A 25,319-nucleotide genomic window follows, 5' to 3' on the forward strand; every position below is an offset into this window, starting at 1 on the left:
GGGAGAGGTACGCCGTGTGTAAGCCAGCCGAAAAGCGGCATCAAAAAACTGCACGGCCTCAGGGAGGGTGGTGGTGAAATGCCTGACGATACGAACTAAGAAGCCGCACGATTCCTTCAACAACGGCGATCAGTCCTGGAAGGGACGCCAAGGTTGCTGGCCATCTTTGGGCTGTAGGAATTTCGCGTCGACTTCTTTGTACCAGCGATGCAGGCGGTCTCTCATCGCCGCAACTCGTTCGGCGTTTTGCTCGGCGACATCGTTGAGTTCGCCGATGTCGTCTTGCAGGTTGTAAAGGTGCACTTGGCCGTCTTCGTAGCGTTCAACCAGCTTCCAATCCCCTTCGCGAATGGCGCCGCCGGGGAAGCCGCCTTGGTTGCTGTAGTGAGGGTAGTGCCAGTACAGCGATTCGCGATAGAGGGTTGGTTCGCCGCGAAGCAATGGTTTCAATGACACACCGTCAACGATCTTTTCCGCCGGTGGCGATTGGCCACAAAGATCCAAAATGGTCGGATAGAAATCGATGCTGCAAACGGGTTCGCCGCTGGTCGTTCCTGGCTTTGTGATTCCCGGAGCACGAATCATGAACGCCTCGCGGATTCCACCTTCGTAGACCCAACCCTTGCCACCTCGCAGCGGCAAGTTTGATGTTGGCCAGCCTTCGGAGGTGCTCAGGCCACCGTTGTCGGAGGTCAAGATCACGATGGTTTCTTCGGTGAGTCCCAGGTCATCGATTTGCTTGAGCACACGGCCGACGGCCTGGTCCATTGCCTCGACCATCGCCGCGTAGGTGGCATGGTTTTGCAGGTGACGTACCGGTCGTCCTTCCCACTCAGGCTTTCCCCAAAGCTTTTCCTCTTCGCCAAATGCCTCTTTGTTGGTGAGGCCGAGTCGCTCCGCTTTGGCTTTGTATTTTTTGACCAATTCAGGCGGTGCCATCAGTGGCGTGTGAACGCTGTAGAACGACAGGTAGGTGAGGAATGGTTCGTCTTTGTGTTGCTCGATGAACTTCGATGCTTCTTTGGCAAGTCGATCGGGTAGGTGTTCACCGACTGTGTTGTCTTCCAGCCGAGGATTCTCAAACGGAGAGAAGTACCTTTTGCCGCTGTAGGGTCCACCCGCGTTGTGTCCGCCTTGGTTGACATCAAAACCTTGATGCTCGGGCCAGTACTCTTCTGATGGTCCGAGGTGCCATTTGCCAGCGAAGAAGGTGGCGTAGCCGGATGAATTGAGTGATTCGGCAAGCGTGGTTTCTTCCAGTGGCATTCGGTTGTTCAGCGGCGCGGGCCGGAACTTGCCTGGGCGGGTGCCGGTGAAGAAATTGGTCGCGTCGACGCGAGTTGGATACTTGCCGGTCAGGATGCTGTATCGGGTGGGGCTGCAGACCGGGTTGGCGGCGTAGCCGTCCGTGAATCGCATGCCCGATTTCGACAATTGGTCGATGTTGGGTGTCTCGTAAAACGTGTCCGGGTTGTTCGCACCAATGTCCATGTAGCCAAGGTCATCGACTAAGAAGAACACCACGTTTGGCGGAGACTTTTCATCTCCACTAGCTAGCGTGGATGTTGCGACTGCAAGGAGCGGCAGCAGTGCCATGGAAAGGAATGTGCGGTTCAACATGTCACAGAGTTCCGGTTGTGTCTGGCAAGAGGCGGGCGACGTGAATTTTAGTCGCTATGGGAGTGACCGTGCTGGTCATCCAATGAATCCAAGGCGATGTCGACCATGCGGCGAGAGTATCCCGTCAGTTTCGCGTGTCCGGGACACCATCCTTCTAAGAAGCGAACAAAGTCCGCCCAAGCGACCGGGTACAGTTTACGCCAGGAAATTTCCAGTGACGTGAATTCGACTTGCTCGATGCCGCGAGTTGACATTGCGTCGCGCAACGCTTCGAAGTAGGTCGCGAGATAGCGTGACTCATTGCGTTGGCATTCCGATTCACTGACGCAGCTGCTCAGAAAATAAGCGACGTCTTTCATGCCGCAGCCTCGACCAACGTATTGGAAATCCACCATGGCGGGCGGCCGGTGTGGCGTGGTCGCGAAACACATGTTGGCGACCTTGGCATCGCCATGAACTAGCGTTTGAAATTCGCTTTGGTTCAGTCGGTTGTCCAATTCGATCGCCGCATCTTTGAGTTCACTCTTGGGCATTGCGTCGAATTCGTCGGGGCGAGTCGACAAGTGCCAGTAGGTACCGATGGGCCAAAGGTCTTTCCATTGATCGGATTGTTCCGCCGTGTGCAGGAAGCTCGCGTGAAAATTCGCGAGCCATCGAAGGCCTTGGTCGACTCCGGTCGCATCGAGACCGTGGTGTCGGATCGGATATCCCACTTGATCAAGGTCTTCGAGAACCATGATCTGCCCCGACGGCAAGTCTGCTTGCGCGAGGCACGCGGCGACTCGGCAGGATTCATCGCATCGGCTGGCGTGATGAGAATAGAAGGCCGATTCCACTTCGTAGGATCGAAGTTTGCGATTGTGAGATTGGGATGTGTTCCATCCGCGAGGGTGACCGCCGCCCTGCTCTTCCAAAGCGGGCGGCGAGATTTGCTTGACGATGACGCTGGTGAATTCGTTCGCGTCCGTGGTTGACGCCGGATTCAGCCAATTGGATTGCTTCAGTTGGACTCGCAGGATTTGTCCATAACCACTCCAGAGTGTTTGGACGTGGCGGACCTCTTCGATCGAAGTGGATCCGGAGATGTCTTGCAGCCAATCGGCCGATTCGGGCGTCAGTGTCAAAGTTGATCCAGAATGGTGGTCGCTGCCGTGCGACCTCGGTGAGTTCGACTGATGTTCACGAAGTCAATCTTGCCATCTTTGCCGATCACGATGGTGGTTGGGTAGGCGGTTTCGTGAGGAGCATCCCAGCGAAGGCCATATGCGCTGACAAGTTTGTAGTCCGGATCCAACAACATCGTGAACGGGGCGGGCAGTTTGGTGTCCTTGAGGAAGTCTTTCGACTTCGCCTTCAGTTCTGCCGCGGGACCCGGGTAGACCAACAAAACTTCTGTGTTGCGTGCCTGGAAGTAATGGGCATGCCGGATCAAATCGGCGACCTGGCCAGCACACGCGGGGCACTGGCGGCCGGGAAAGCCTCGCAGGATTGCGATGACCACCGGGCCTTCGCCGGTAATTTCGCTGAGGCGAACGGTGTCCGAACGTTTTCCCGCCGCCACCTCCAATTCGAAGTCTTTGGCCATGCGGCCGACCTCGGGTTCGGATCTAACAATTTTGAGTGTCGATTCGGCGGCGGTTGCGGTGCCAATACAGAAAACGTTGCTTGTCGCAGCAACAGCCAGCATTATCGCCAGCCAATTGGGCTTGGAAGTCATTGTGTCGTCTCATTTTGGGGCAGAAAGATCAACGCACTTGTGCACGCATGATTAGCGTGTTCAAAATGAGCATCGGTTCTCCGCAGTGCACCGCTTGAGGGCCAATCGTCAATCCTAAGCGGGGTCGCTAGATTGGTCGCATGAAATCCGCGACACCCGACGATCTTCCCCGAACCGGAGTGAAGCCTGATCTTTCCCGGTCAGCGTCTCAATGCTTTGAATCCTTGTGGAGCCGGGCGATTGAGTTGCGTTCTGTGCCGCTGACGATCGCTGGAGCACGTGTTTTGGACGCCGGTGTGACGTGCAGTGGATCTTTGGAAGCAGGGCTTGGGCTAGCCAGGCTTTGTTTGGGTGATTTGGCGAATGTCCGGTATGTGCCGGCGACTGCCGACGATTTAATTGGCTTGTCCGTGGCGATCCGAACGGACCATCCGGTACTGTCCTGCCTGGGTGGCCAATACGCTGGTTGGCCGGTTTCGGTCGACGACTACTTCGCGATGGCGAGTGGGCCAATGCGGTGCTTGCGTGGTAAAGAAGCCATGCTCGAAGAACTGCAGCTTTCACGTCCGGCAAACGAAGGTGAATTCGCGGTTGGAGTTTTGGAGTCCGACAAGTTGCCCGGCGATGACGTCATGGAAGCGATCGCGGACGAGTGTGGCGTCGACCCCAGTCGTTTGTGCTTGGCGGTTGCTCCGAGCACGAGCATTGCCGGCAGCGCCCAGGTGGTGTCGCGAAGCGTCGAGACCGCCCTACACAAGTTGCACGCGTTGGAGTTCGACGTGACCCGCGTGGTGTCCGCTCATGGCGACGCACCACTGCCTCCTCCCGCGAAGAAAGGCGATACGATCGGTGGGATCGGGCGAACCAACGACGCGATGCTCTACGGTGCTCGGGTATCGCTTTGGGTCGATGCGGAGGACGACGCGATCGAAAGCGTTGCGGCAAAGGTACCGAGTGAATCCTCCGAGGATCACGGGCGACCCTTTGCGGAAATCTTTAAAGAGTACGAATACGATTTCTATCGAGTCGACCCAATGCTGTTCAGTCCCGCAGTTGTGACGATTCACTCGTTGCAATCGGGAAGAACGTGGCGTCATGGTCAGATCAGCCTCGACGTCATGCGAAAATCGTTCGGGCTATGAGTCGCGAAAGTGTGTTGGTGCTGGGCGGGCGAGATGCGTTGGTTGGGGCATCTCGTTCACAACCGCTTGGCCGAGCCGCGACGTTGGGATGGCATTTGTCCGAGCTGCAAGCCGCGGCTTCGCGTCGGTCGGTTCAACTTCACTTCGCCGACTACGAATCGTTGCGAAGTCAAATCGGTTGCGAAGCAGATTTGGAATCGCTGCATTCGACAGTGTGGTGCCAACGGCACGATGGATCGGATTCGAGTGAGCGATCTTTGGATGACTTCGGTGCCATTCTGACTCGGACCATGCCGGCTGGATCATTGGAACAGATCACGTTTCGGTTGGCGGTGTTGCATGATTTCGTCCGGCGGCAGAGCCGGTTGAAAACGACTGCGATCGTCAATCCTCCGGCTGCGTTGGAGCTTGCCATCGACAAGTTCGCAACCTTGGCTCGCGTGAAGTCGCTCGGTATTTCGACACCCGCAACGCATGTCGTGCAATCGCGAGTTGCGGCGATGCAGGCTTTTGAAGAGTTGGGCGGCGACGTTGTGGTCAAACCAATTTTTGGCGGCGAAGGTCGCGGTGTCATGCGGGTTTGCGACACGGAGCTCGCTTGGACCACGTTCTCGACTCTCACGCAAATGAAAGCGGTTTGTTACGTTCAGCAATTCGTGCCGCCCGGCGGGGTCGACTTGCGAATGCTCATGGTCGGCGAGCACGCTCATGCGATTCGTCGTCGCAGCAATTCCGACTTTCGCACCAACGTTCGAGGCGGCGGTCAAAGCGAGCTGGTTCCAATGCAGGCATGCTGGGAACAATCGGCCCGACTTGTTTGTGAGGACTTTGGATTGAAGCTCGCCGCGGTCGATTGGTTGGAAACGGAATCGGGTGAATTGCAATTGATTGAGGTCAACGGAATTCCCGGATGGAAGGGAGCCCAGCGAGTCGTGCAAGAATCGATCGCGGATCAAATTCTCGAAGTTTTGGTGAGTGAAAATGAGTGATGGTCCATGCGGTCGAGAGTCGTCTCAGGTCCTCGCCGAAACCGCGGGCTCATCCGGCAATGTGGCTTCGCGACTGACCGCGATCGCAAAAATATTGCCGGGTGCGATCGCCATCGCGGAACCTTCTGGACCCGCCAAACGGGATGGATCGGATCGTGACTACGCGCTGACAACGTTCAAGACGTTGGACGAACGAAGCACTCAGACCGCTCGCGGGTTGTTGGCCTCGGGAATCGAACCTGGCATGCGTATGGTCAGCTTGGTTCCCTTTGGAGCCCAGTTCATCGAGCTCGTTTTCGCGATGATGAAGGCCGGCGTCGTGGTCGTGCTGATTGATCCCGGGATGGACCGAAAACACCTGATCGGATGTTTGCAGGAAGTGAACCCGGATGGCTTTTTGGGGATCCCAAAAGCACAGGCAATCAGAACGCTTCTGCGAAGCAAATTCCCCAATGCGAAACGCAACATCACGGTGGGGCGGCGTTGGTTCTGGGGTGGCAAAACGCTCAAGCAGATTTTGGAGCTGGGAAATCAAAATCCCTCGCTGTCACTTCCCGATGTTCAGACGCTCGACGATGCGGCGGTGATCTTCACAACTGGCAGTACCGGGCCGCCCAAAGGCGTCGCCTACACGCATCAAACCTTTCATGCCCAGATCGATCGAATTCGCAGTCGTTACGAGATTCGCCAAGGCTCACGCGATTTGGCGTGTTTTCCCTTGTTTGGTTTGTTCGATGCGGTGATGGGAGTGACGACGGTCATTCCTGACATGGATCCCACACGTCCGGCCGATGTGGATCCGCAGAAGTTGATTCAGGCGGCGCGACAATGGGAAGTGGATCAATCGTTCGGTTCACCTGCACTTTGGAAAACGGTCACACGTTGGTGCGAAGCGAACGCGGTCGGACGACCATTCCCAACTTTGAAACGCGTTCTGTCGGCAGGGGCACCCGTTCCAGCGGCGACGCTGCAATCGCTTCGACGATTCGTTCACGAAGACGCCAAAATTGAGACACCGTACGGAGCGACCGAGGCGCTACCAATCGCTTCCATCGAATCGCGAGCTGTCATCTCGGAAACCGGTCCAGCAGCATCGAAAGGCAAAGGTGTTTGTGTCGGTACTCGGTTTGACGGTGTGCAGTGGAAAGTGATCGAAATCAATGATGGTCCAATCGCAAACATCGATGAAACCAAAGAGTTGCCACGGGGCAAGATCGGTGAGTTGATCGTGAGTGGGCCGATGGTGACTCGGCGATATGTCACGCGAGCGGACCAGAACGCTCTGCACAAAGTGCATGATGAGTCAGGCGATACCGCCGAACAGTTTTGGCATCGGATGGGTGATGTTGGCTACCTCGACGATCAAGATCGTTTTTGGTTTTGCGGTCGAAAGGCACATCGGATCGTATCGGCCAAGCGTACGTTCTTCACGATTCCATGCGAGTCGGTTTTCAACGTGGATGAACAAGTCGACAAATGCGCGTTGGTCGGCGTTGGGAAACCGGGTGAGCAGACGCCGGTGTTGGTCGTTCAGCCCATCGACCTGACAATCGGTGGCGATACCAATCGAGCGAAGGAATTGGAGGCGAGGCTTCGCGATCGAGCAGCTCGTAATCCGCTGACGCAGCGGATCGATCGTTTTGTCATTCGTGATCAACCGCTACCGGTCGACATCCGGCACAACAGCAAGATTTTCCGCGAAAAGTTGGCTGCGGAATTGAATGGCGACATCCAGTGAATGGAGGCTGGATGTTTCGAAGGATCGTTAGCTTTCCGTCGGTCGAATCGCACGCAATAGACCAGCAGCTTTGGTCCATGTTTCTTCGAGTTCGCTTTGCGGTTCGCTGCGAGCGGTGACGCCTCCGCCGACGGGAAAGTGCCAGTGGCCGTCTCGCTGGGTGACGGTTCGAATCAAGATGTTGAAATCTGCGTTGCCGGAAACGCTGATGTACCCGATCGATCCGCAGTAAGCTCCGCGTGGTTGCCCTTCGAGTCGGGCGATGGTTTTCATCGCTTCGATTTTGGGAGCACCAGTGATGCTTCCACCGGGGAAACAAGCTGCCAACAGCTCGCTGATTGTGACGTCGTCACGCAAGTTGCCTTCGACGGTCGACACTAGGTGTTGAACACTTTGGTAGCGTTCAATTTCGCAAAGCCCGGAGACGCGAACGCTATCGTCTTTGCAGGCGATGGAAAGATCGTTTCGCATCAGATCCACGATCATGATGTTCTCGGCTCGGTCCTTGGCACTGCCGCCGAGAACCTGAGCCAAACGTTCGTCTTCGATCTCATCTCCGGTGCGCGGCACGGTTCCTTTGATTGGGCGAGTGGCAACGTGGCGATCACGCACCTGCAGAAAACCTTCCGGTGAGGAGCTGAGGATTTGCTCGTTGCCGACATCAAAGAAGGCTGAATAAGGTGCCGGGTTTGATCGGCGCAAACGACCGTAGAGTTCATCGGCGTCGCAAGTCGCGGGATGCGAAAGCGTCTGAGCAAGATTGACTTGGAATGAGTCACCCGCGCGGATTCGGTCGATGATCTCGGCGACCGCCTCGACGTAGCGTTGCGAGTCGAAGTTGCTTCGGACACCAGGCTCTTTGGTCGGATGCCCTGTTGATTCTGAGTTTTGGTTCGGTGGCGGTGTGCTGGCAACAGAATGTTCGGTCGTCGAGTTCAAGCGTTCCAGCACTTCTTCACCACGGCGGCGAGCTCTTTCAGGATCTGCCTTCAGCGAGCCATCCAGGCCGTTGCTGATCAAGGTTGCTTCGCCGGAGGAATGGTCCACCGCGATGGTCCAGTCGTAGATTCCGATCGCCATTCCAAGTTGAGGTCGACCGCCTAAGAAGCTCTCAGGCATTCGGGTCGTTGGTTCCAACCACCAAGCCGCTTCGTACGGAATCAGCCCCGCCAGCCCGCCGCAAAAGGGAGGCAGTTCGGCAGAGTGGCCGAAGTCCGCGATTCGAGAACACCAATTGTGGAGTTTGGGCCACGGATCGGGATCTGTGAGGGAGGCATGGAGCCAGCCGACCGGGTCCGCTGCCAGGAACGAGTATCGCCCTCGGTCGTGCTCGTGGTCGGACGCTGAGTCGAACCAGAGCCGATGTTTCGTTCCCGCGAGCCTTCCGAACAGATCTTCCAGGTCACTGACCCGGCCGAGCGAATGCGTCCACAGAGCGATCTTTTGTTTGTTGATAGCGGAGTGGGCTTTCTTGGCAGTCTGCTGCATCGCGATCAATCGGGATCGAAAATTTGCCCGAGTGATATCGGGTCATTGGTGCAAAAAAAATGCCTCGGCGAGGGTTGGCTCGCCGAGGCACACTGATTGTCATTCGCGAAGCGAACTACGATTCATCGGACTTTGATTGATCGTCGCTACTGGCGGCAGGAACGGTTTCCTCTTCGGAATCGCTGTCTGCCCAGCCGCGGCTTTCGCCTTCGAAGTTCAGACGCGTGATCTTGCCACTGTCGTCTTTGTGAACGTCGATGATGATCGTGTCCTTGCCTTCGAAAGCACCACGCAGCAATTCTTCGCCGAGTGGGTCTTCGATGCGTTGCTCGATCGCACGACGAAGTGGACGAGCCCCGTAATCGAGGTTGCTGCCTTTCTTGATCAAGAACTCCTTCGCTTCGTCGCTCAAGTCGATGGCCAAGCCACGGTCGAGCAAACGTTCGCGAACCTTCGACAGTTCGAAGTCGATCACGCCCTTCAGGTCGGTCGTGGTCAAGTGACGGAAGATGATCGTGTCGTCCAAACGGTTCAAAAACTCAGGACGGAAGACGCGTTCGATTTGGTCCATCACGCGAGACTTCATCGAGTCGTAGCTCGCATCGCCGTCGGGTTTTTGGAAACCGAATGCCGATTCGTTCTTGATCGCTTCCGCACCCGCGTTGGTGGTCATGATCAAGATCGTGTTTCGGAAGTCGACGTTTCGTCCAAACGAATCCGTCAGGCGACCTTCTTCCATGACTTGCAACAACATGTTGAAGACATCGGGGTGAGCCTTTTCGATTTCGTCGAACAGCACGACCGCGTACGGACGCCGACGAATCTTCTCGGTGAGCTGGCCGCCTTCTTCGTAACCCACGAATCCGGGAGGGGCACCGATCAGACGGCTGACGTTGTGTTTCTCCATGTACTCGGACATGTCGATGTGCACCAACGCATCGGCGTCACCGAACATGTATTCAGCGAGAGCCTTGGCGAGCAACGTTTTACCGACACCGGTTGGACCAGCGAAGATAAACGATCCGGTTGGACGCTTGGGATCTTTCAAACCCGAGCGACTTCGGCGCACTGCCTTGGCAACTGCCGTGACAGCCTGGCTTTGGCTGACGACGCGTTTGTGCAGTTCTTCTTCCATCTTCAGCAGACGCAGGGAGTCTTCCGTTGACAGTCGAGTCAATGGAATGCCCGTCATCTTGCTGACGACTTCTGCGATGATTTCTTCGTCGACGACGCCATCGGTTTGCTGACTCTTTTCACGCCACTCTTGGGTGATCTGCTCTTTCTTCTTGCGAAGCTTTTCAGCTTGATCACGCAGGTTGGCGGCTTTTTCGAAGTCTTGGTTGGCAACCGCGTCTTCTTTGTCTTTGTTCAGCGTTTCGACTTGTTCGTCGATCTCTTTCAAGTCTGGTGGACGAGTCATGGTGCGAAGACGCACGCGAGCACCCGCTTCATCGATCACGTCGATGGCCTTGTCAGGCAAGCAACGAGCGGTGATGTAGCGTTCGCTCATTTCGACGGCCGCTACAACGGCGTCGTCGGTGAATTGAACGCGGTGGTGCTCTTCGTAACGTTCACGCAATCCTTTGAGGATCTCGATGGTTTCTGTCTTGCCGGTAGGCTCGACCATGATCTCTTGGAAACGACGAGCCAGCGCGTTGTCTTTTTCGATGTACTTGCGGTACTCGTCGAGGGTCGTCGCACCGATGCACTGGATTTCGCCCCGAGCCAAGGCTGGCTTCAGAACGTTGGCAGCGTCGATCGCGCCTTCCGCACCACCGGCACCGACCAGCGTGTGAAGTTCGTCGATAAAGAGAATCGTGTTCTTGACGCGACGCACTTCGGTCATGACCGCTTTGATACGTTCTTCGAATTGACCGCGGTACTTGGTACCGGCGACCATCATCGCCAAGTCGAGAACGACGATGCGTTTCTCGGCCAAGATTTCAGGCACTTCGCCGCCAACGACACGTTGTGCAAAGCCTTCGATGATGGCGGTTTTACCGACACCAGCTTCGCCCAACAGGACGGGGTTGTTCTTGGTACGACGGCAAAGAATTTGGATAGCGCGTTCGATTTCTCGTTCGCGACCGATGACTGGATCCAGTTCGCCTTTCTTTGCCAGTTCGGTCAGGTCGCGGCCAAAGCTGTCCAGGGCAGGAGTCTTGCTCTTGCCGCTCTTGCTGCTTCCGCTTCCGCCGCTGCTGCCTTCGCCATCGCCACCACGGCCACCGCGTTCGCCAACTTCAGCGCCTTCGAGCCCGTGTCCGAGCAAGTTCAGGACTTCTTCGCGGACGTCTTCCAGCTTCAGACCCAAGTTCATCAGAACCTGAGCGGCGACGCCTTCTTGCTCACGCAGCAGACCCAGCAAAATGTGCTCGGTGCCGACGTAGCTGTGATTGAGATTGCGAGCTTCTTCCATCGAGTATTCGATGACTTTCTTCGCACGTGGTGTCTGTGGCAATTTGCCAACGGTCACCATTTCAGGCCCGCTTTGCACCAATTTCTCGACCTCGAGGCGAATTTTTCGCAGATCGACCTCGAGATTTTTCAATACGTTGGCAGCAACGCCGCTGCCCTCTTTCACCAAACCCAACAAAATGTGTTCAGTGCCGATGTATTCGTGATTGAATCGTTGAGCCTCTTGGTTAGCCAATTGCATGACTTTCCTGGCTCGGTCAGTAAACCGTTCGTACATATTCTCCGTCCCTTAGACCAGACCGACTGTCAAACTGGCGAATCTTTCGACCCGATGTTTCCCTACGCAAACCGTACGCCACAAGTCACCCACAAGACGAGGGAAGTCACGTTCCGTCGTCTCAAAAACCAATCAATTGCAGGGAAAATCGATTCGCAAATGCAATTCGCGAAAACGAGCTTCGACGCACAACCGGCCGGTTCCCCATACCGTGCTCACTTCATCCTACCGTTTTGTCCCAACAACGGGGATAGGACTTCGTTGGTCATCTTGTACGTTGGGACCGCTTTGATGGTTTCCATTTCGGCTTTGTCGACCTCAGTGCTCGAACTGTGCTGTTGTCGATGACGGATCGTACGATTTGAATCGGTCGTGCCGGCACCCAATATTCCCTGGAGAATGCACCTGTGATGAGTTTGCTACCGATTGTGAATGAAGGTCTACCCACCGGATTGGTGCCGACATTCGCATCTCGGGTCGCAGGTGGGGCTCTCTGGCGCAACCAATTGAACCAGTTGCAGATCAACCTCGGCAAACTTTGCAATCAAACGTGCACCCACTGTCACGTGGACGCCGGTCCGACCAAGAAACGCGAAAACATGGACGACCGCACGGCGGATCGTTTGCTGGAGTTGGTGGCGGATTGCTCGTCGATCACCACGGTTGATTTGACCGGCGGCGCACCGGAGATGAACCCGAATTTCCAACGGCTGGCCACCGCGTTTCGAGCAGCGGGGCTGCGAGTCATCGACCGGTGCAATCTGACCATTCTCAGCGAGCCCGGTTTTGATTGGGTGGCTGATTTTTTGGCCGAGCACGAAATCGATGTCGTGGCGTCACTGCCTTGTTACTTGGAAGACAATGTTGACGGGCAACGCGGTGGTGGCGTGTTTGGACGCAGCATCGATGGGCTGGTGAAATTGAATGAACTCGGGTATCGCCGCGGCAGTGACACGCATCGGCTGGATTTGGTCTACAACCCCACCGGACCGTCGCTTCCGCCGGATCAAGCCAAATTAGAAGCCGACTATCGCCGCGAATTGGCCGCTCGGTACGGGATCGAGTTCGGCAGTTTGCTGACAATCACCAACATTCCGATCCGTCGCTACGCCCAGTACCTTCAGAAACGTGGTTTGTTGGACGACTATCTGCGGTTGCTGTCGGATAACTTCAATCCAAATGCCGCGGATGAAGTGATGTGCCGATCGCTGGTGTCCGTCAGCTGGGATGGCCAAATTTTCGATTGTGATTTCAACCAGATGATTGGTTTGTCTCAGAAACCTCGCACGGTTTGGTCCATCGAATCACTGGACGAGCTGGTCGACCAACCGATCGCTTTGGCCGATCACTGCTATGGATGCACCGCCGGTGCCGGCAGCGGTTGTGGCGGCGCACTGCTCCACTGATAGCAACCCCCTTTTCTATTATCCCCTTTTCTACCAATACAGTTTTCGCCTGCTCCGTTTATCTTCCCCCGCATTACACCGCACCCTGAAGTAACCCGCTATGTCGTCAATGAATGTGGAAGCCGCTGTCCGTGAACGCTATGCCCAAGCAGCCCATGAACGCGAGGCCGAACTTTGTTGCCCGGTCGACTACGACGCGAAGTACCTGAAAGTCATTCCGCAAGAAGTCATCGATCGCGACTACGGTTGTGGTGACCCATCAAAGTACGTTCGTCCCGGCGAGACGGTCTTGGATCTGGGCAGCGGCGGCGGAAAGATTTGTTTCATCGCCTCGCAGGTGGTGGGCGAGCACGGTCATGTGATCGGTGTCGACATGAACGATGACATGCTCACGCTGGCTCGCGATTCGCAACCCAAGGTTGCCGAAGCGATCGGTTACGACAATGTCACGTTTCGCAAAGGCAAAATCCAAGATCTCGCGATCGATCGTGATGAAGTCCAGGACTACCTGAAGCAACATCCGGTGACCGACGATGCTGGTCTGCGCGCACTGGAGGCGTACCTTGCCGAGCAGCGTCGCGAGTCGCCCATGATTGATGACGAAACGATCGATGTCGTGGTCAGCAACTGCGTGTTGAACTTGGTCGACGCCGATGACAAGGAGTTGTTGTTCGACGAGATCTTTCGCGTTCTGCGACCTGGCGGGCGAGCGGTGATCAGTGACATCGTTTGCGACGAAGAGGTTCCCGAGGCGATGCAAGCGGATCCGGAATTGTGGAGCGGCTGCATCTCGGGTGCATACAAGTTGTCAGCGTTTTTGGAAGCGTTCGAAAACGCGGGCTTCGAGGACATACAAATCGCGGTCCTGCAAACTGAACCGTGGCGATTTGTTGAAGGCATCGCGTTTCGATCGATGACCGTGATCGCAACTCGCCCCGATGAGGATGCTCTTCAGTCCGGCGATGTATCGGCGAGTGGATACCAACGGGTTTATCGCGGTCCGTTCAAGTACGTGTGTGATGACGCCGGTCGAATGTACACGCGAGGTGAGGTTTGCACCGAGGAACTCGCCGAAGCGGCGTCGCGGGAAACCATCGCCGATCAATTCGCGGTCTACACCAGCGACTCAAACGCAAAGCCCAAAAGCTTCTCCCTGCCAACCGCAACTGACTGCTGTTCCGGCGACAGTTGCTGTTGAGCCGTTCGACTGGCTTGTTTGATCTCAGCTTCCCATTGTCTCGCTTTAGTGGGGTTGGTGTGCCACCCTGCGGCGATCGTTGAGTTAGAATGTTCGGACGAACGCAGGGAGTGGCGGATGCTGGTGTCGATGACGTGGCAACACCCCTGCGCAGGCGAATCGAACGCAGGCGGAATTGTTGGGCATGTCAAAATCGGGGTTGGAATCGAGCGGAAAGACCAAGAGTCGACTTTTGTTGAAGGTCTTGCTGTTAACGCTGGTACTGATTGCCATCGTGGTTGGTGGCATCGGCTTGTATCTCTACCAAGCGGAGCAAAACCGGTTGGCAGCTTCGGCGGCTTCGTCTGCCGCCATGGCCGAACGGATGAAACTGCAAGCCGAGCTGATGAGGTATCGGGACGAATCCAAGGTGACTCTGAAGGATCTGGAGTCGAAGGAATTCGTGGCATGTCTCGACCAGATTCCGATCGATGAGGAAACTCAAAAGTTGCGGCTTCGCGATGCGGTGAAGGCGCGGACGAAAGTCGACCCCCATCTGAAGACGGCATTGCTGGATGTGTTCAATGCCCCGCTGGCAGGCGACCAAACTCCCGTTCGGTACGCGGATCTGGTCGATGAATTCGCGAGCGATATCGATTTGATGCTGGAACGTTTTGTCGCGCGCAATCAGCAAAGTGAAAATGTCGAGCGTGTCAAAACGGCCCTTCGCCAGTGCTTGTTGGACGGATTCCGTTTCGAGCATCCGTCTAAAAAGGTCCTCGAGACAGTGAAGGCGGCGGAGACGCTTGGGGATCCGATTGTTCTTTTTGCGTTGTTCAAAACGGATGCCGGAGTTTCCTACGAGAAGAAGTGGGAGCGAGTGACAATCGCATCGGATCGCATCGCTGAATCGCCAGAATTGTTCGATCCGATGTTCGTCGCGATGGTGCACGTGGACGCGTTACGGTTTCATGCCGACGACAGAACCTCAGATGAGTACGATGCGGCCGTGCAACGGTATCTTTCCGCTTGGCCTGTGGCCTGGCAGGAAGCATCTAGAAGAAAATCAAGTGTTGGACGCGATCACATTTGTTTGGGTTCAATGTACTTGTCGTTCGGGCTATTGAACTCCGTCGCCCAGATGGATTTGATCGAGGCATTGGTCTCCGTTGAGCAACCGAAAGTCCAGCCGTACATCGTTCATCACATGGTTGGACAAATGTTTCGCGATGTCGCTTGGGATCATCGCGGTACAAAGTTCGTGTCGGATACGGATGCCTCTGCGATGGAGATGTTTGACAAACTTTCAACCATCGCATCATCGCACGCAGTCGAAGCTTATTTGCTGCGGCCGGAGTTGGCATTTTTGGCTCGGCAACCATTGAAGCTGCAAATGGGCAATGGGAGCACGCCGCTGTCCGTGCATCATTGGTTCAGGCTGGCACTGAGCGGGCACATTGATCATCAGTCCGCCTACTCGGACTACAGCTTGGCATTGATGCCTCGATGGGGCGGAAGCGAAGATTGGCAAAAGAACATCGCAAGTAAATGTCTCGAGACGGAGACAGAAGACGGGGTGGTTGAGCTGCGTTCCAACGTTTTCATGGATGACTATCTGATGCGTCGCACGCCCGATGTCACGATGGTCGACGATCCGGCGAATCTATCGTGGGCGAAACGTTCCATTGCTGCCTGGGGCAAATTCAATCAGAGCAACCGAACATATGGGTTCGGGATTCGCGGTGCCGAGCTTGCCCTGCAAATTCTTTGGGAAGCAGGGCAGTTTGAGGATGTCTCTGAGTTGTTGGAAGTTCTTGGTCCCCGTACCGAACAGATCAACTGGGGAACACACAACATGAACGAGGAGGAAGTGCGTTTCATTTGCATGATGGCCGACGGACCCGCTTACCTGTGGTGGATGCCGATTCAACAGCGACTGGTGTTCAATAGCGAAAGATTGGATGACACGAATACGTCGGCTCTGCACTTGAGTTTGGATGCGTTGGAAACCGTTTGGCTTGATGATCAAGGTTTCGTTGCGTCACGATTTCCCGGGCTATCGGACGAAGAGATCCAGTCGAAGCGTGCCTACGCCAAACAAATCTTGGACAACCGGCGAACCCAGTTGAATCTCTTGGAACGGTACCATCGCGGCGAGATGATTCACTTCACCACCAACGAATTGGCTGCCAGTTTCACCCCAATCGGCAAGCCTGACAGTGTGGAGTTGCGTTCCAGTGCGAAGTGCCATCAGGACGCGATGCAAATGGCACGTGAGTTCGAAGACTTGGATGCGAATGAATTGGCGGAAGCCGAAGCGGACGGCGGATCTGAGGTGCAGCAAAACGAAACGCTCGATGAGATTGCTGACGTCGCAGGCGGTTTTCGGGTGGCGACCGATTGGCTGGATTACACGTTCCTGCTTCGGAATCAGATTCGGTATCCGCTGCCAGCCACCTATGAAGTCACTGTCACGTTCATCGAAGCGCCCAGGTCGCCACACGGGGTGAGTCTGCTTTGTGGTCCCGATGGACTGGGCGGGCTGATGAACGAGTTGCGGGGAACGCAAATTCGTTTCTCACCCGGGGGTGAGTTCCTTCTGACCGATGAGCTCCCCGAGCGTTGGGGACGTACGCCCATCTTCCGCCAATGGATTTTGAAGGGGACCAAGAAACGAACGCGGCGATTGCGACTGGATATTGGCGAAAGTGGCTACCGAATCTTCGTCGATGGGGAGCAACTTCACGAGCGGGAAACCTCGCTCCAAACGAACGGTCTGTTCCAAGTCGGCTGTGCCAGTTCACGTCGCATTGATCAAACGCCTGGCATACCACACGTTTTTAATGTCTATGACTTTCGTGTGCAGAAATTGGAGGAACCTCCCTTTCCAGATGCACCGAGTTACGATTCTGAGTTCTTGGATTGGGAAGCCGATTCGGATGGCTTTCTTTGATCGCGAGCGAACCCATGATTGGAACGCCACTTGAGTCAAAACGAGAATGCGCCACGCGATAATGGCTCGATGGCGAACCTCGTTGAATCATCTGGCGACTGTCTTGTGAGCGTTGGTCGTAGATTCACTCAACTGGATAAATGGTTTTCCAGTCCTGCTTCATGTCGACGACGGTCCAGCCTTTTTGATCCGCGTCGTCCAGGGCTTTGTCGAGTTGGCCAATGTGCGATTGGCGGTCGTACGCCCATTCGCGTTCGCCATCGGTGTGGTGCACGATCAAGGCGAAACTCGGTGAATGGCCAATCGTGGTGTACTGAAGCATTTGCCAGTCACCGTCGGAGTTGCCCGCCGCAAGAATGGGACGTCTGCCAATGTGCGAATGAATGCCCACCGGTTTGCCTTCTTTGTCGTCAACGAAATCAACTTCGGGCAGTCGCACGATCACGGGCTTGCCATCGCGAACCTCGTAACGTGTTTTGATGCTGCTGCCGACGACCTGTTCTGGTGGAATTCCATAGGTGGCTTCCGTCCATGGCCGCATGAAATCGATTCCGCCGCCCGAGACGATGAAGGTCTTGAAACCGTTGGCCCGAAGATAAGTCAGCAGTTCCAGCATCGGCTGATAAATCATCTCCTTGTACAGACGTCCGGTCTTGGGATGTTTCGCGGTCGAGATCCAATCGGTGACAATCTGTTCAAACTCGTCGGCTGTCATGCCCGCGTGCGTTGCAGCAACGATCTCAATCAGCGACTTTTTTCCGCCGGCTATGACGGCTTTCAGATCGCCTTCTAGGACACCCTTGAACGGTTGTTTGGTTTTCCATTCAGGGTGATCCGGTGCCATCGCTTTGATGCGGTCCAGTGCAAACGCGAGCTGGAAATAGTAGGGCTGCTCACTCCATAAGGTTCCATCATTGTCAAAGGTAGCGATGCGTTCTTCCACCGGGACGAAGTCTGACGAACCCTCTTCAGTGACACGCTCAACAAAGGCCACGATGGATTGCTTTGCCGCGTTGTCATTCCAGGAAGCAAGCGGATCGCTGGCCACCGCGGTAGCGGACGAGGCTTGCAAAATCACCACAAACGCGGCGAGGGACAACAGGCAATTGATTCTCATGGTATTTCGTTATGACGAGTACGGGACGAGTAACAAACGAAGCGTCGCAAAAAGGACCGTTTGCAATGATCTGGAAATCGGAAGAGTTTGTCAGCTCGATCAAGCCGATGTCCGGATTTGTTAGCGGTAATTTAATCAACCGATTCTACGGAAGCATTCAGTCGAAATGCCGTTGTTGATTCGTTACGGCAATTTCGCTCCGGACTGGCCTCGCTAGCCTTTATGAACACGGGAAAGCGTCTGCAGTGACCCGGCCGTTCGCTTCTTTGTTGCGAAGCTTCTCGCGAGCACTGCTAGAAATCATAAGCCCCTCCCGCATTCGCTGCATGCTTTTTGGATTCCCAGCCTTGTCACGCTGGCCAACAGAATCGAGCAGGTCTCCGGCAAGTTTGAGTATCGCCAGAGTTTGAAGCAATCGTCTACCCGAGCTTCGATCGTTCGTTTGAAGTTCGCAGGAGGAAGATTCGTTCCTTCAACTGCAGCTTGATGGTGTGTCTTCGGTGCTAGCAGCCTGTTGATTTTGTCGTATACCGAATGACAACAATTAGCCGATGGGCGTTTGCCCCTGTTGGCGTTTGACTAACCGCCGCTAACGCGGTACGGCTCATGGAATCAACAGCCCGCTAACTCCAGCCAACTGCGGTTTGCAATTGCACCGTTTGTGCTGGGCAGGTCGGCAGGAATCATCGGGCGTAGTCAAGTGGCCGTTTGAGTGTTGGCCCCGGTTGTACTTGGGAGCTATGGCGAATGCCGAAACAGTTGAAATGTCGAAAGGCTCCTTCCGACCTGCTTTGACCCAGCGAGAATGCGACGTTTTGATGAATCGACGTTGTTCGTGTAATGTGAGTCGTTGTTCGCTTTCTCCGTGCGTTCAGATTCAGTGTCTGTCGTCCATCATCACCTCATCAGAGCCTTTCTTTGAAGTACGAGCGTTTCACTGACGGCGGTCGTGCGAAAGAGGAGGTGCGTGCCTCGGGAGGACGACTTCGACGCAGGCGTTGGGTGATGCGGTTGATGGCGATGCTGCTTGCTTGCCTGCCGGTCGTGCTTTTGGAATTAGGGCTACGCGGAATGGATGATTCCGCCGACCAGGCAATCGACTACGATCCCTATGTGGGACTCAACCAACTACGGCCCTTGTTTGTTCTAAATGAGGATTCAGATCGGTGGGAGATTCCACCTAAACGATACAACTTCTTTCGGCCCGAATCGTTCCCGGCGAAGAAGGCACCTGGGACTCGACGAGTCTTCGTTTTGGGCGGGTCGACGGTTCAGGGCAGACCGTATGCGACGGAAACTGCTTTCTCGACTTGGTTGCGTTTCCGGCTGGAATCAGCCGACAGTGATTTCGAATACGAAGTCATCAATTGCGGTGGGACATCCTACGCCAGCTACCGGATCGCAAAGATCCTGGACGAGGTTTTGGCGTACGAGCCCGATGCGATTGTGTTGTACACCGGTCACAATGAATTCTTAGAGGACCGCACCTACGCACACGTTCGCGACATGGGCCTGGTGAGCCGCTGGGCAACCGCAGTTGGCTCCAAACTGCATACGGTCCGCTGGGTGCAATCGTTTTTTGTTGCCTCCAAAAGACGAACGGAGTTGACCGCGAAGGTCGACACAATCTTGGACCGCCCCGGTGGATTGGAAAGCTATCAGCGTGACCCAATTTGGCAACGTGGCGTGGAAGGGCATTTTGCCACCTCGTTGGAAAAGATTGCCAAGCGAACGCGGGAGAATGATTTGCCTTTAATCATGTGCGTTCCCGTATCTGATTTGGTCAATACGCCACCCTTCAAGGTACAAACGCGATCGGATTGGACCGAAGACGAAGAGAATCGTTTTCGTTCGGCATGGTCAATCGCCAGCGATTCGGATCGGAGCCCATCTCGCCGCATCGATGCTCTTCGCGAATGCTTGGAAATGGATCCAGCCCACGCGGGAGCAAACTATGCCTTGGGGCGGCTTCTCCATGACCGGGGTGACAGCGAACCGGCGCGGCAGTATTTGATCGCGGCTCGTGATCATGATGTTTGCCCACTGCGAGCAACGAGTGCGATCGTTCAATCGACCAAGGCGATCGCCGAGCGGTACCGGATGCCGTTGATTGATACGCCAACGTTGCTGGACGAACGAGATTTTCGTGGTGCTTTGATCGCTGATCAAATTCCCGATCCGAGTCGTTTCGTCGATCACGTGCACCCCAGCATCGTCGGGCACCAAAAAATCGGTGCCGCGTTGGCACAGCAGTTTGAGAAGCTCGGTTGGGTGGAGCTGACCGAGCAAAGTGCGGTGCGTTACGAGAACGCCGTCAAAGAACACCTGAGCAAGCTTGACCAGGATTACTACGTTCGTGGCAAACAGCGTTTGGAAGGCTTGCGGTTGTGGACGATGGGACGTGCTGGGCAGCTTGCAACAGAGATGGCGGACGATCCATCCAACCTGCAAGAAGACCAGCAACAACCCTGATCCATCAAATGGCTTGTGCGATCACAATCAGTACCCGGAGCTGCCGGTCGCGGTGACTTCGATCGCGGGAAGGCCAAGTTGTTTTCGGGCTTCGCCGAGCATCTCGGCGGTTCGGCTTGCACCGCAACGGGTTGCTCCGATGGCTCGGACTTCGAGCAAGGTTGCGAGATCTCGGACGCCACCCGCCGCTTTGACTTGGACGTTTTCGCCAGAGTGTTGTCGCATCAGACGCAGGTCGTCCATCGTCGCGCCACCGGTTCCGTAGCCGGTCGATGTCTTGACCCAGTCCACCTTAAGCTCGGTGCAGATCTCGCAAAGACGAATCTTGTGTTCGTCTTGCAGGTAGCAATTCTCGAAGATCACTTTGATCTTTTGTCCCGCCGCATGGGTCAGTTCCGTCACGACGCCAATTTCGTTTTGGACGTAGTCCCATCCGCCGCTCAGGACTTGCGAGATGTTGACGACGAAGTCGAGTTCTTCGCAGCCGTCTTCGATCGCTTGTTCGGCTTCGGCTTTTTTGATCGCGGTGGTGTGACCGCCGTGAGGGAATCCGATCGTCGTTGACGCTTTCACTCCGGTGCCCGCAAGCTTCGCAGCACAGCGTTTCAAGTAGTAAGGCAAAATGCAAACGCTGGCGACTTCGTAGGCGATCGCCAAATCGATTCCGGAATCCAAGTCCGCTTCGGTCAGCGTGGGTGGAAGCAGCGAGTGATCAACCATCTTGGAGACGTCGTGATATTGGTAGTCAGCCATGGTGAGCAAATTTCCGTGAAGCGATTGCGATGCGGCGGGAGGTCGGATGTCGCGAAAAGGCGAAGCCGAAACCCCAAGAGCTTACCGCCCCGTCGCGGTGTCCACAATCAAAGCCCGGGATGCGAAAAAAACTCGGGACGCGAAAGATGATTGGCGGAAACGTTGCCGCTTCACTCGAGGCGTTGCGGGAAGCCTGGGGTGCAAACGAAGTGGCGATTGATACGATAGCCTCGTTCAACCGACATCCAGGGACCAATCGATGACTCTGCATCCTCAAGCACAAACGTTCGTTGCTTTGCTGAGGGAACTTCAGCCACCACGGTGGGAAGACCTCGGCGTTGCCAAGGCGCGTCGTGGATTTTCAGCGTTGGTCGATAGTTTTGGTGCGGGGCCCACGATGGCATCGGTCGAGGATCGGATCGTGGAGGAGCAAAATTGCGACGGGGAAGTCTTGCGAGTCCCGGTGCGGATCTATCGTCCTGATGGTGTTTCAGAACTTGCTCCGGTCGTCATGTTCTTTCATGGCGGTGGCTGGGTCTTGGGAGACGTTGAATCACACGACACAACTTGCCGTCGTCTCGCGGAGGCTTCGCAGGCGGCCGTGGTGTCAGTGGAATATCGGCGATCGCCCGAGTCACCATTCCCCGGTCCCGTCCACGACTGTTTGGTCGCGACCAAAGCGGTTGCGAAGCATGGTCTTTCCTGGGGCCTCGATGCGAGTCGTCTGGCGGTCATGGGTGACAGTGCCGGTGGCAACTTGGCCGCGGCCGTGGCGCTGTTGGCCAAGGATGATCCCGATGTCGAGGTGAAGTACGCGGTGTTGGTCTATCCGGTGGTGACGCCCGCTTTTGTTTCCGGATCGTATCGCGAATTTGAAACTGGGTTTGGGCTGACCAAACGAACGATGCAATGGTTTTGGGGAAACTACTTGGGCCACGGTGGGGAAGGCTTGTTGGATGTCGATGGAGTGAACGATGCCGAACCGCTGGCCGATTTGATGAAAGCCGACTTCAGCGGTTTCCCTCCGACTCACGTCTTGGTCGCCGGCTACGATGTTTTGCGAGACGAAGGGTTGGCTCTGGCGGACAAGATCGAAGCATCCGGTGGGGACGTAACGCGAGAGAACGCGTCGGACATGCTGCACGGTTTCATTCACTTCGCCGGCCAGTTCGAAACCGGATTCACTGCGATGCAGTCGCTCGGCAAGCGAATCGCGAATCAGCTTGGCTGATCGCTGATGTCCTGTGATCCCCCGGCGACTTGCCGAAAACCCGTTTGGGATCTTGGCATTTTTTTTGCTTGCGACGAAAGCCTTCCCGTTGATCGAAATCGTCGGTTGGCAAACCGACTGTTGTCTGCCGCCGGTTGGTGGCGAGTCGGGTGCGCGGTAGGCTGCCGCGAATTCATCGCTTGTGCCAGAACGGCCTCTGCAGTGATGTTCGTTTCATTTGGAGAAATGCAATGATGTTGGCTGCATCGCTAACCGAGATGCCCACCGCGTCCGCGCCAGCTTGGGTGATGGTGTTGTTCGCCGTCGTGATGATGGCAACCTACGTCGGGGTCGCGGTTGAACGATTTCACAAGACGGTGGCGGCACTTTGCGGTGCAGCGGTCTTGGTGATCCTGAGCGTCGCGTTGGACTTGTTCGAATATCCAACCGTCTACAACTTCCTGAAAGAAGATCTCAATATCTTCGGAGTCATCATCGGCACCGGCGTGTTGGTGGACGTGGTCGGGAAGAGCGGACTGTTTCACTTCATCAGCATGTGGATCGTCCGGCTGACGGGCGGCCAAGCCAACCGGCTGTTCATGACCCTGTGCGTGGTCACATTTTTGTTTGTCAGTGTGCTGACCATCGTGCCCGCGATGCTGATCCTCAGTTCGCTGGTGCTGGTGATTTGCCGCTCGCTGGGATACAAGCCGATGCCGTTGTTGCTGTCGGTGGCGGTGTGTGCCAACAGCGGTGCAATCGCGACGTTCGCCAGCGGATTGCCCAACATCATGATCGGGACCGCGGCCGGCATTCCTTACGTCGATTTCTTGCGAGTCTCGCTGCCCTACGCCGTGGTCAGTTTGGTAGTCGCGATCGCGGGTTTGCGTTGGTTCTTTCGAAATGATTTGCCGTGGAAGCAATCCGACGAAGACAAAGCCGCGTTGAAACAGCAAATCGAGGGTTTCGATCCTTGGGCGTTGGTCGAGAACAAGAGCGTCTTGCTTCGCAGTTCGGTGATTCTGCTTTGCACCGTGATCGGTTTTGCCTTGGCACAACCACTCGGAGTTGGCATGGATTTCGTCGCGATGGTGGGAGCCACCGCGGCGTTGCTGTTTGCCGGGAAGGGAGTGGAGGATGCGATTGGAAAAGTGAATTGGACCGTGATTTTGTTTTTCATGGGACTGTTCATCATCATCGGCTGCGTGAAGCACACCGGGGCGTTGAAATGGGTGGCTCAGCAGGTCGTCTTGGTTTCCGACAATCGGATCGAATTGTTGGTGCCATTGATGGGCGGTTTCTCGGCCGTGGCCAGCTCGATCGTCGACAACATCCCGGTCGCCGCGACGTTGATTCCGATTGTCCAAGATGTATCGGGCGGCGACACGGGAGTTCCCGCCGAGCCGTTGTGGTGGACGTTGGTGATATGCTGCAACTTAGGTGGCAACGGAACGCCGATCGGATCGATTTCGTGCGTGATCGCGATTTATGCTTTGAAACGCGAGGCTGGCATTCACGTAGGTTGGGGCACGTTTCTGAAGCTCGGCGGTGGCATCATGGTGGTGCAGGTCATCGGCGCGATTCTCTACATCATGTGGATGCACCATCAGGGATACATTCCTGATATCACGGCGATACCGACCTTGCCGGCCCACTGAGTTTCCTTTTCTAGCGAGCGACTTGAGTAATGGATCAATCACCCGATTTGGATCGTGATGTCGACGATTCGATGCGCATGTTCGAGCGAGCGAAGGTGGGATCGGCAACTCCGATGACGCCCATCCGGCCGTCGCGAGTGATGTTGGTTTTGGATGGTTCGCCACAAGACGCGACATCCATCGAAACGGCAAAAACGCTTCGCGAAGAATTCAATACCGAGACGTTGGTGTTGGACGCCCGAGACGCTGCCGAACCGACCGATGCGGCGACCGAAGATGCGATTCAGGCGGCTCGGCAAATGAGCGGCGCTCGCGCGATCGCTCGTGGAGAAGGCGAAGCGTTCGAAGTCATTCTGCAGGCGTTGCGAACGCACGACGTGAACATGGTCCTTGTGCCCTGCCCATTTGGACGCTCCTTCGAGCGAGTCGGAACGGACAGCGTTGGGACCGTGATGGATGTCCTGCTGTCTCGGTGCCCGGTTCCGATTTTGGTGACCCGCCGAGAAGACCAGGTGTTCCAGACTTGCCGCGGGCGAGTCCTGTTGATGGCGGGAAGCGAGTGTGACGTCGAGAGCCGAGCGGCGGCGTGGGCGTATGGTTTGGCGTCGCCGGGGGCGGAGGTCTCGTTGAACTTGATCGTCGAGAAAGAGCACTTCGAAAACGTGCGAAGCATTCTGGAAGCGATCCGTCCGGATGAAGCGTTTGATGTCGACAAGCTGAGTGATGCTCTGGCGCAATCGCATACGCAATTGCACGCCGCGATGAATGCGACCGCTCGAGAAATGAAGATGAGCTACGCATTGATCCCGCAAGCGGGCGAGCTCGCACCGCCGCATCCACTTTCCGATTCGACGCAGCAATTGCTGGTGATGCCATTGGAAGTCGATGACCGATTCATCCAAGGCTTTGTGAACGATCGCCTGCGTCGCAGCCCGCATCCACTGTTGATCGTGCCCGGACACGTTCTGTCAGAATAGGTTTTCGCTTCGCGAATCCTCGCGTGCTATCCGGAACGCCGCGAACGGAAAGAGCCCTTCTAGTCCGCACTCCAATCAGCCGATTGGCACTAGCCACGGTTCCCACGCGTTCCTCGACGATTTTCCGGTGACACATTTGGTTGCCTTTCTGCACAAGAACCTCCCCCGAAACGAAGTTTCGGGGGAAGTCGAGCGACGCCGTTCAGG

At 55.8% G+C, this 25,319-nt stretch carries 17 protein-coding genes; 10 read left to right on the forward strand and 7 right to left on the reverse strand.

The genetic code is table 11. The features are described from left to right. Positions 1 to 129: 129 nt before the first annotated feature. The 3 genes from B2R17_RS13785 to B2R17_RS13795 are packed head-to-tail and all read right to left on the reverse strand — an operon-like array spanning position 130 to position 3,337. On the reverse strand, positions 130 to 1,620 hold the full coding sequence (locus B2R17_RS13785; protein ID WP_286764437.1) for a sulfatase: 1,491 nt from the start codon (positions 1,618 to 1,620) through the stop codon (positions 130 to 132). Between the two features lie 47 nt (positions 1,621 to 1,667). Beyond that, the gene (locus B2R17_RS13790; protein ID WP_008663805.1) at positions 1,668 to 2,744 is read right to left on the reverse strand and encodes an oxidoreductase family protein; all 1,077 of its coding nucleotides are present in this window, start codon (positions 2,742 to 2,744) and stop codon (positions 1,668 to 1,670) included. After that, complete coding sequence (locus B2R17_RS13795; RefSeq protein WP_286764438.1) at positions 2,741 to 3,337, reverse strand: peroxiredoxin family protein; 597 nt, start codon at positions 3,335 to 3,337, stop codon at positions 2,741 to 2,743. The genes B2R17_RS13790 and B2R17_RS13795 overlap by 4 nt, the downstream gene beginning before the upstream one ends. 140 nt (positions 3,338 to 3,477) lie before the next feature. Between B2R17_RS13795 and mch the strand changes: the two genes are divergently transcribed. Genes mch through B2R17_RS13810 form a run of 3 tightly spaced genes read left to right on the forward strand, consistent with a single transcriptional unit; the run spans position 3,478 to position 7,206 of the window. After that, complete coding sequence (gene mch, locus B2R17_RS13800; protein ID WP_286764439.1) at positions 3,478 to 4,479, forward strand: methenyltetrahydromethanopterin cyclohydrolase; 1,002 nt, start codon at positions 3,478 to 3,480, stop codon at positions 4,477 to 4,479. Next, positions 4,476 to 5,468 carry an ATP-grasp domain-containing protein gene (locus tag B2R17_RS13805; RefSeq protein ID WP_286764440.1) on the forward strand — a complete coding sequence of 331 codons (993 nt, stop codon included), beginning with the start codon at positions 4,476 to 4,478 and terminating at the stop codon, positions 5,466 to 5,468. Before mch ends, B2R17_RS13805 begins: the two co-directional genes overlap by 4 nt. Next, positions 5,461 to 7,206, forward strand: coding sequence for a fatty acid CoA ligase family protein (locus B2R17_RS13810; RefSeq protein ID WP_286764441.1), 1,746 nt, complete (start codon positions 5,461 to 5,463; stop codon positions 7,204 to 7,206). The genes B2R17_RS13805 and B2R17_RS13810 overlap by 8 nt, the downstream gene beginning before the upstream one ends. A 27-nt stretch (positions 7,207 to 7,233) precedes the next feature. On the opposite strand, the gene B2R17_RS13815 is transcribed toward B2R17_RS13810, so the two are convergent. Further along, on the reverse strand, positions 7,234 to 8,694 hold the full coding sequence (locus tag B2R17_RS13815; protein WP_286764442.1) for an anthranilate synthase component I family protein: 1,461 nt from the start codon (positions 8,692 to 8,694) through the stop codon (positions 7,234 to 7,236). A 115-nt stretch (positions 8,695 to 8,809) separates the two neighbouring features. Beyond that, complete coding sequence (locus B2R17_RS13820; protein WP_011121080.1) at positions 8,810 to 11,389, reverse strand: ATP-dependent Clp protease ATP-binding subunit; 2,580 nt, start codon at positions 11,387 to 11,389, stop codon at positions 8,810 to 8,812. A 407-nt stretch (positions 11,390 to 11,796) separates the two neighbouring features. Between B2R17_RS13820 and arsS the strand changes: the two genes are divergently transcribed. The 3 genes from arsS to B2R17_RS13835 all read left to right on the forward strand — a co-directional run bounded on the left by arsS (position 11,797) and on the right by B2R17_RS13835 (position 16,925). Continuing rightward, positions 11,797 to 12,795, forward strand: a complete 999-nt coding sequence (gene arsS / locus B2R17_RS13825; protein WP_339888868.1) for an arsenosugar biosynthesis radical SAM (seleno)protein ArsS — start codon at positions 11,797 to 11,799, stop codon at positions 12,793 to 12,795. Positions 12,796 to 12,904: 109 nt separating this feature from the next. Continuing rightward, a complete protein-coding gene (locus B2R17_RS13830; RefSeq protein ID WP_339888871.1) occupies positions 12,905 to 13,993 on the forward strand; it encodes a methyltransferase domain-containing protein in 1,089 nt (362 codons plus the stop codon). A gap of 184 nt (positions 13,994 to 14,177) precedes the next feature. Next, positions 14,178 to 16,925 (forward strand): hypothetical protein, encoded by a 2,748-nt coding sequence (locus B2R17_RS13835; RefSeq protein WP_286764445.1) that lies wholly within the window; start codon positions 14,178 to 14,180, stop codon positions 16,923 to 16,925. 124 nt (positions 16,926 to 17,049) lie between these two features. Here B2R17_RS13835 and B2R17_RS13840 read toward each other — a convergent pair whose 3' ends face one another. Beyond that, entirely contained in the window at positions 17,050 to 18,042 is a 993-nt protein-coding gene (locus B2R17_RS13840) for an HAD family hydrolase (RefSeq protein WP_286764446.1), read from the reverse strand. Between the two features lie 918 nt (positions 18,043 to 18,960). Here B2R17_RS13840 and B2R17_RS13845 point away from each other — a divergent pair. Beyond that, positions 18,961 to 20,514, forward strand: coding sequence for a hypothetical protein (locus B2R17_RS13845; RefSeq protein ID WP_286764447.1), 1,554 nt, complete (start codon positions 18,961 to 18,963; stop codon positions 20,512 to 20,514). A 27-nt stretch (positions 20,515 to 20,541) separates the two neighbouring features. Here B2R17_RS13845 and deoC read toward each other — a convergent pair whose 3' ends face one another. After that, the gene (deoC, locus tag B2R17_RS13850; RefSeq protein WP_008663783.1) at positions 20,542 to 21,267 is read right to left on the reverse strand and encodes a deoxyribose-phosphate aldolase; all 726 of its coding nucleotides are present in this window, start codon (positions 21,265 to 21,267) and stop codon (positions 20,542 to 20,544) included. Between the two features lie 259 nt (positions 21,268 to 21,526). Here deoC and B2R17_RS13855 point away from each other — a divergent pair, with 259 nt between their 5' ends. From B2R17_RS13855 to B2R17_RS13865, 3 genes are all read left to right on the forward strand, one after another. Then, a complete protein-coding gene (locus B2R17_RS13855; protein WP_286764448.1) occupies positions 21,527 to 22,498 on the forward strand; it encodes an alpha/beta hydrolase in 972 nt (323 codons plus the stop codon). Positions 22,499 to 22,728: 230 nt separating this feature from the next. After that, positions 22,729 to 24,135, forward strand: a complete 1,407-nt coding sequence (locus B2R17_RS13860; RefSeq protein ID WP_286764449.1) for an ArsB/NhaD family transporter — start codon at positions 22,729 to 22,731, stop codon at positions 24,133 to 24,135. A gap of 29 nt (positions 24,136 to 24,164) precedes the next feature. Beyond that, positions 24,165 to 25,112 (forward strand): universal stress protein, encoded by a 948-nt coding sequence (locus B2R17_RS13865; RefSeq protein ID WP_008663777.1) that lies wholly within the window; start codon positions 24,165 to 24,167, stop codon positions 25,110 to 25,112. Positions 25,113 to 25,319 lie beyond the last annotated feature (207 nt).

Origin of the sequence: Rhodopirellula sp. UBA1907, assembly GCF_002337565.1 — a bacterium.
Lineage (GTDB): Bacteria > Planctomycetota > Planctomycetia > Pirellulales > Pirellulaceae > Rhodopirellula > Rhodopirellula europaea.

Excerpts from the sequence above, each read along its gene's own strand:
- B2R17_RS13785 (WP_286764437.1), bottom strand. The coding sequence starts at position 1,620 with ATGTTGAACCGCACATTCCTTTCCATGGCACTGCTGCCGCTCCTTGCA.
- B2R17_RS13795 (WP_286764438.1), bottom strand. The coding sequence starts at position 3,337 with ATGACTTCCAAGCCCAATTGGCTGGCGATAATGCTGGCTGTTGCTGCG.
- mch (WP_286764439.1), top strand. The coding sequence starts at position 3,478 with ATGAAATCCGCGACACCCGACGATCTTCCCCGAACCGGAGTGAAGCCT.
- B2R17_RS13805 (WP_286764440.1), top strand. The coding sequence starts at position 4,476 with ATGAGTCGCGAAAGTGTGTTGGTGCTGGGCGGGCGAGATGCGTTGGTT.
- B2R17_RS13810 (WP_286764441.1), top strand. The coding sequence starts at position 5,461 with ATGAGTGATGGTCCATGCGGTCGAGAGTCGTCTCAGGTCCTCGCCGAA.
- B2R17_RS13815 (WP_286764442.1), bottom strand. The coding sequence starts at position 8,694 with ATGCAGCAGACTGCCAAGAAAGCCCACTCCGCTATCAACAAACAAAAG.
- B2R17_RS13820 (WP_011121080.1), bottom strand. The coding sequence starts at position 11,389 with ATGTACGAACGGTTTACTGACCGAGCCAGGAAAGTCATGCAATTGGCT.
- B2R17_RS13830 (WP_339888871.1), top strand. The coding sequence starts at position 12,905 with ATGAATGTGGAAGCCGCTGTCCGTGAACGCTATGCCCAAGCAGCCCAT.
- B2R17_RS13835 (WP_286764445.1), top strand. The coding sequence starts at position 14,178 with ATGTCAAAATCGGGGTTGGAATCGAGCGGAAAGACCAAGAGTCGACTT.
- B2R17_RS13840 (WP_286764446.1), bottom strand. The coding sequence starts at position 18,042 with ATGAGAATCAATTGCCTGTTGTCCCTCGCCGCGTTTGTGGTGATTTTG.
- deoC (WP_008663783.1), bottom strand. The coding sequence starts at position 21,267 with ATGGCTGACTACCAATATCACGACGTCTCCAAGATGGTTGATCACTCG.
- B2R17_RS13855 (WP_286764448.1), top strand. The coding sequence starts at position 21,527 with ATGACTCTGCATCCTCAAGCACAAACGTTCGTTGCTTTGCTGAGGGAA.
- B2R17_RS13860 (WP_286764449.1), top strand. The coding sequence starts at position 22,729 with ATGATGTTGGCTGCATCGCTAACCGAGATGCCCACCGCGTCCGCGCCA.
- B2R17_RS13865 (WP_008663777.1), top strand. The coding sequence starts at position 24,165 with ATGGATCAATCACCCGATTTGGATCGTGATGTCGACGATTCGATGCGC.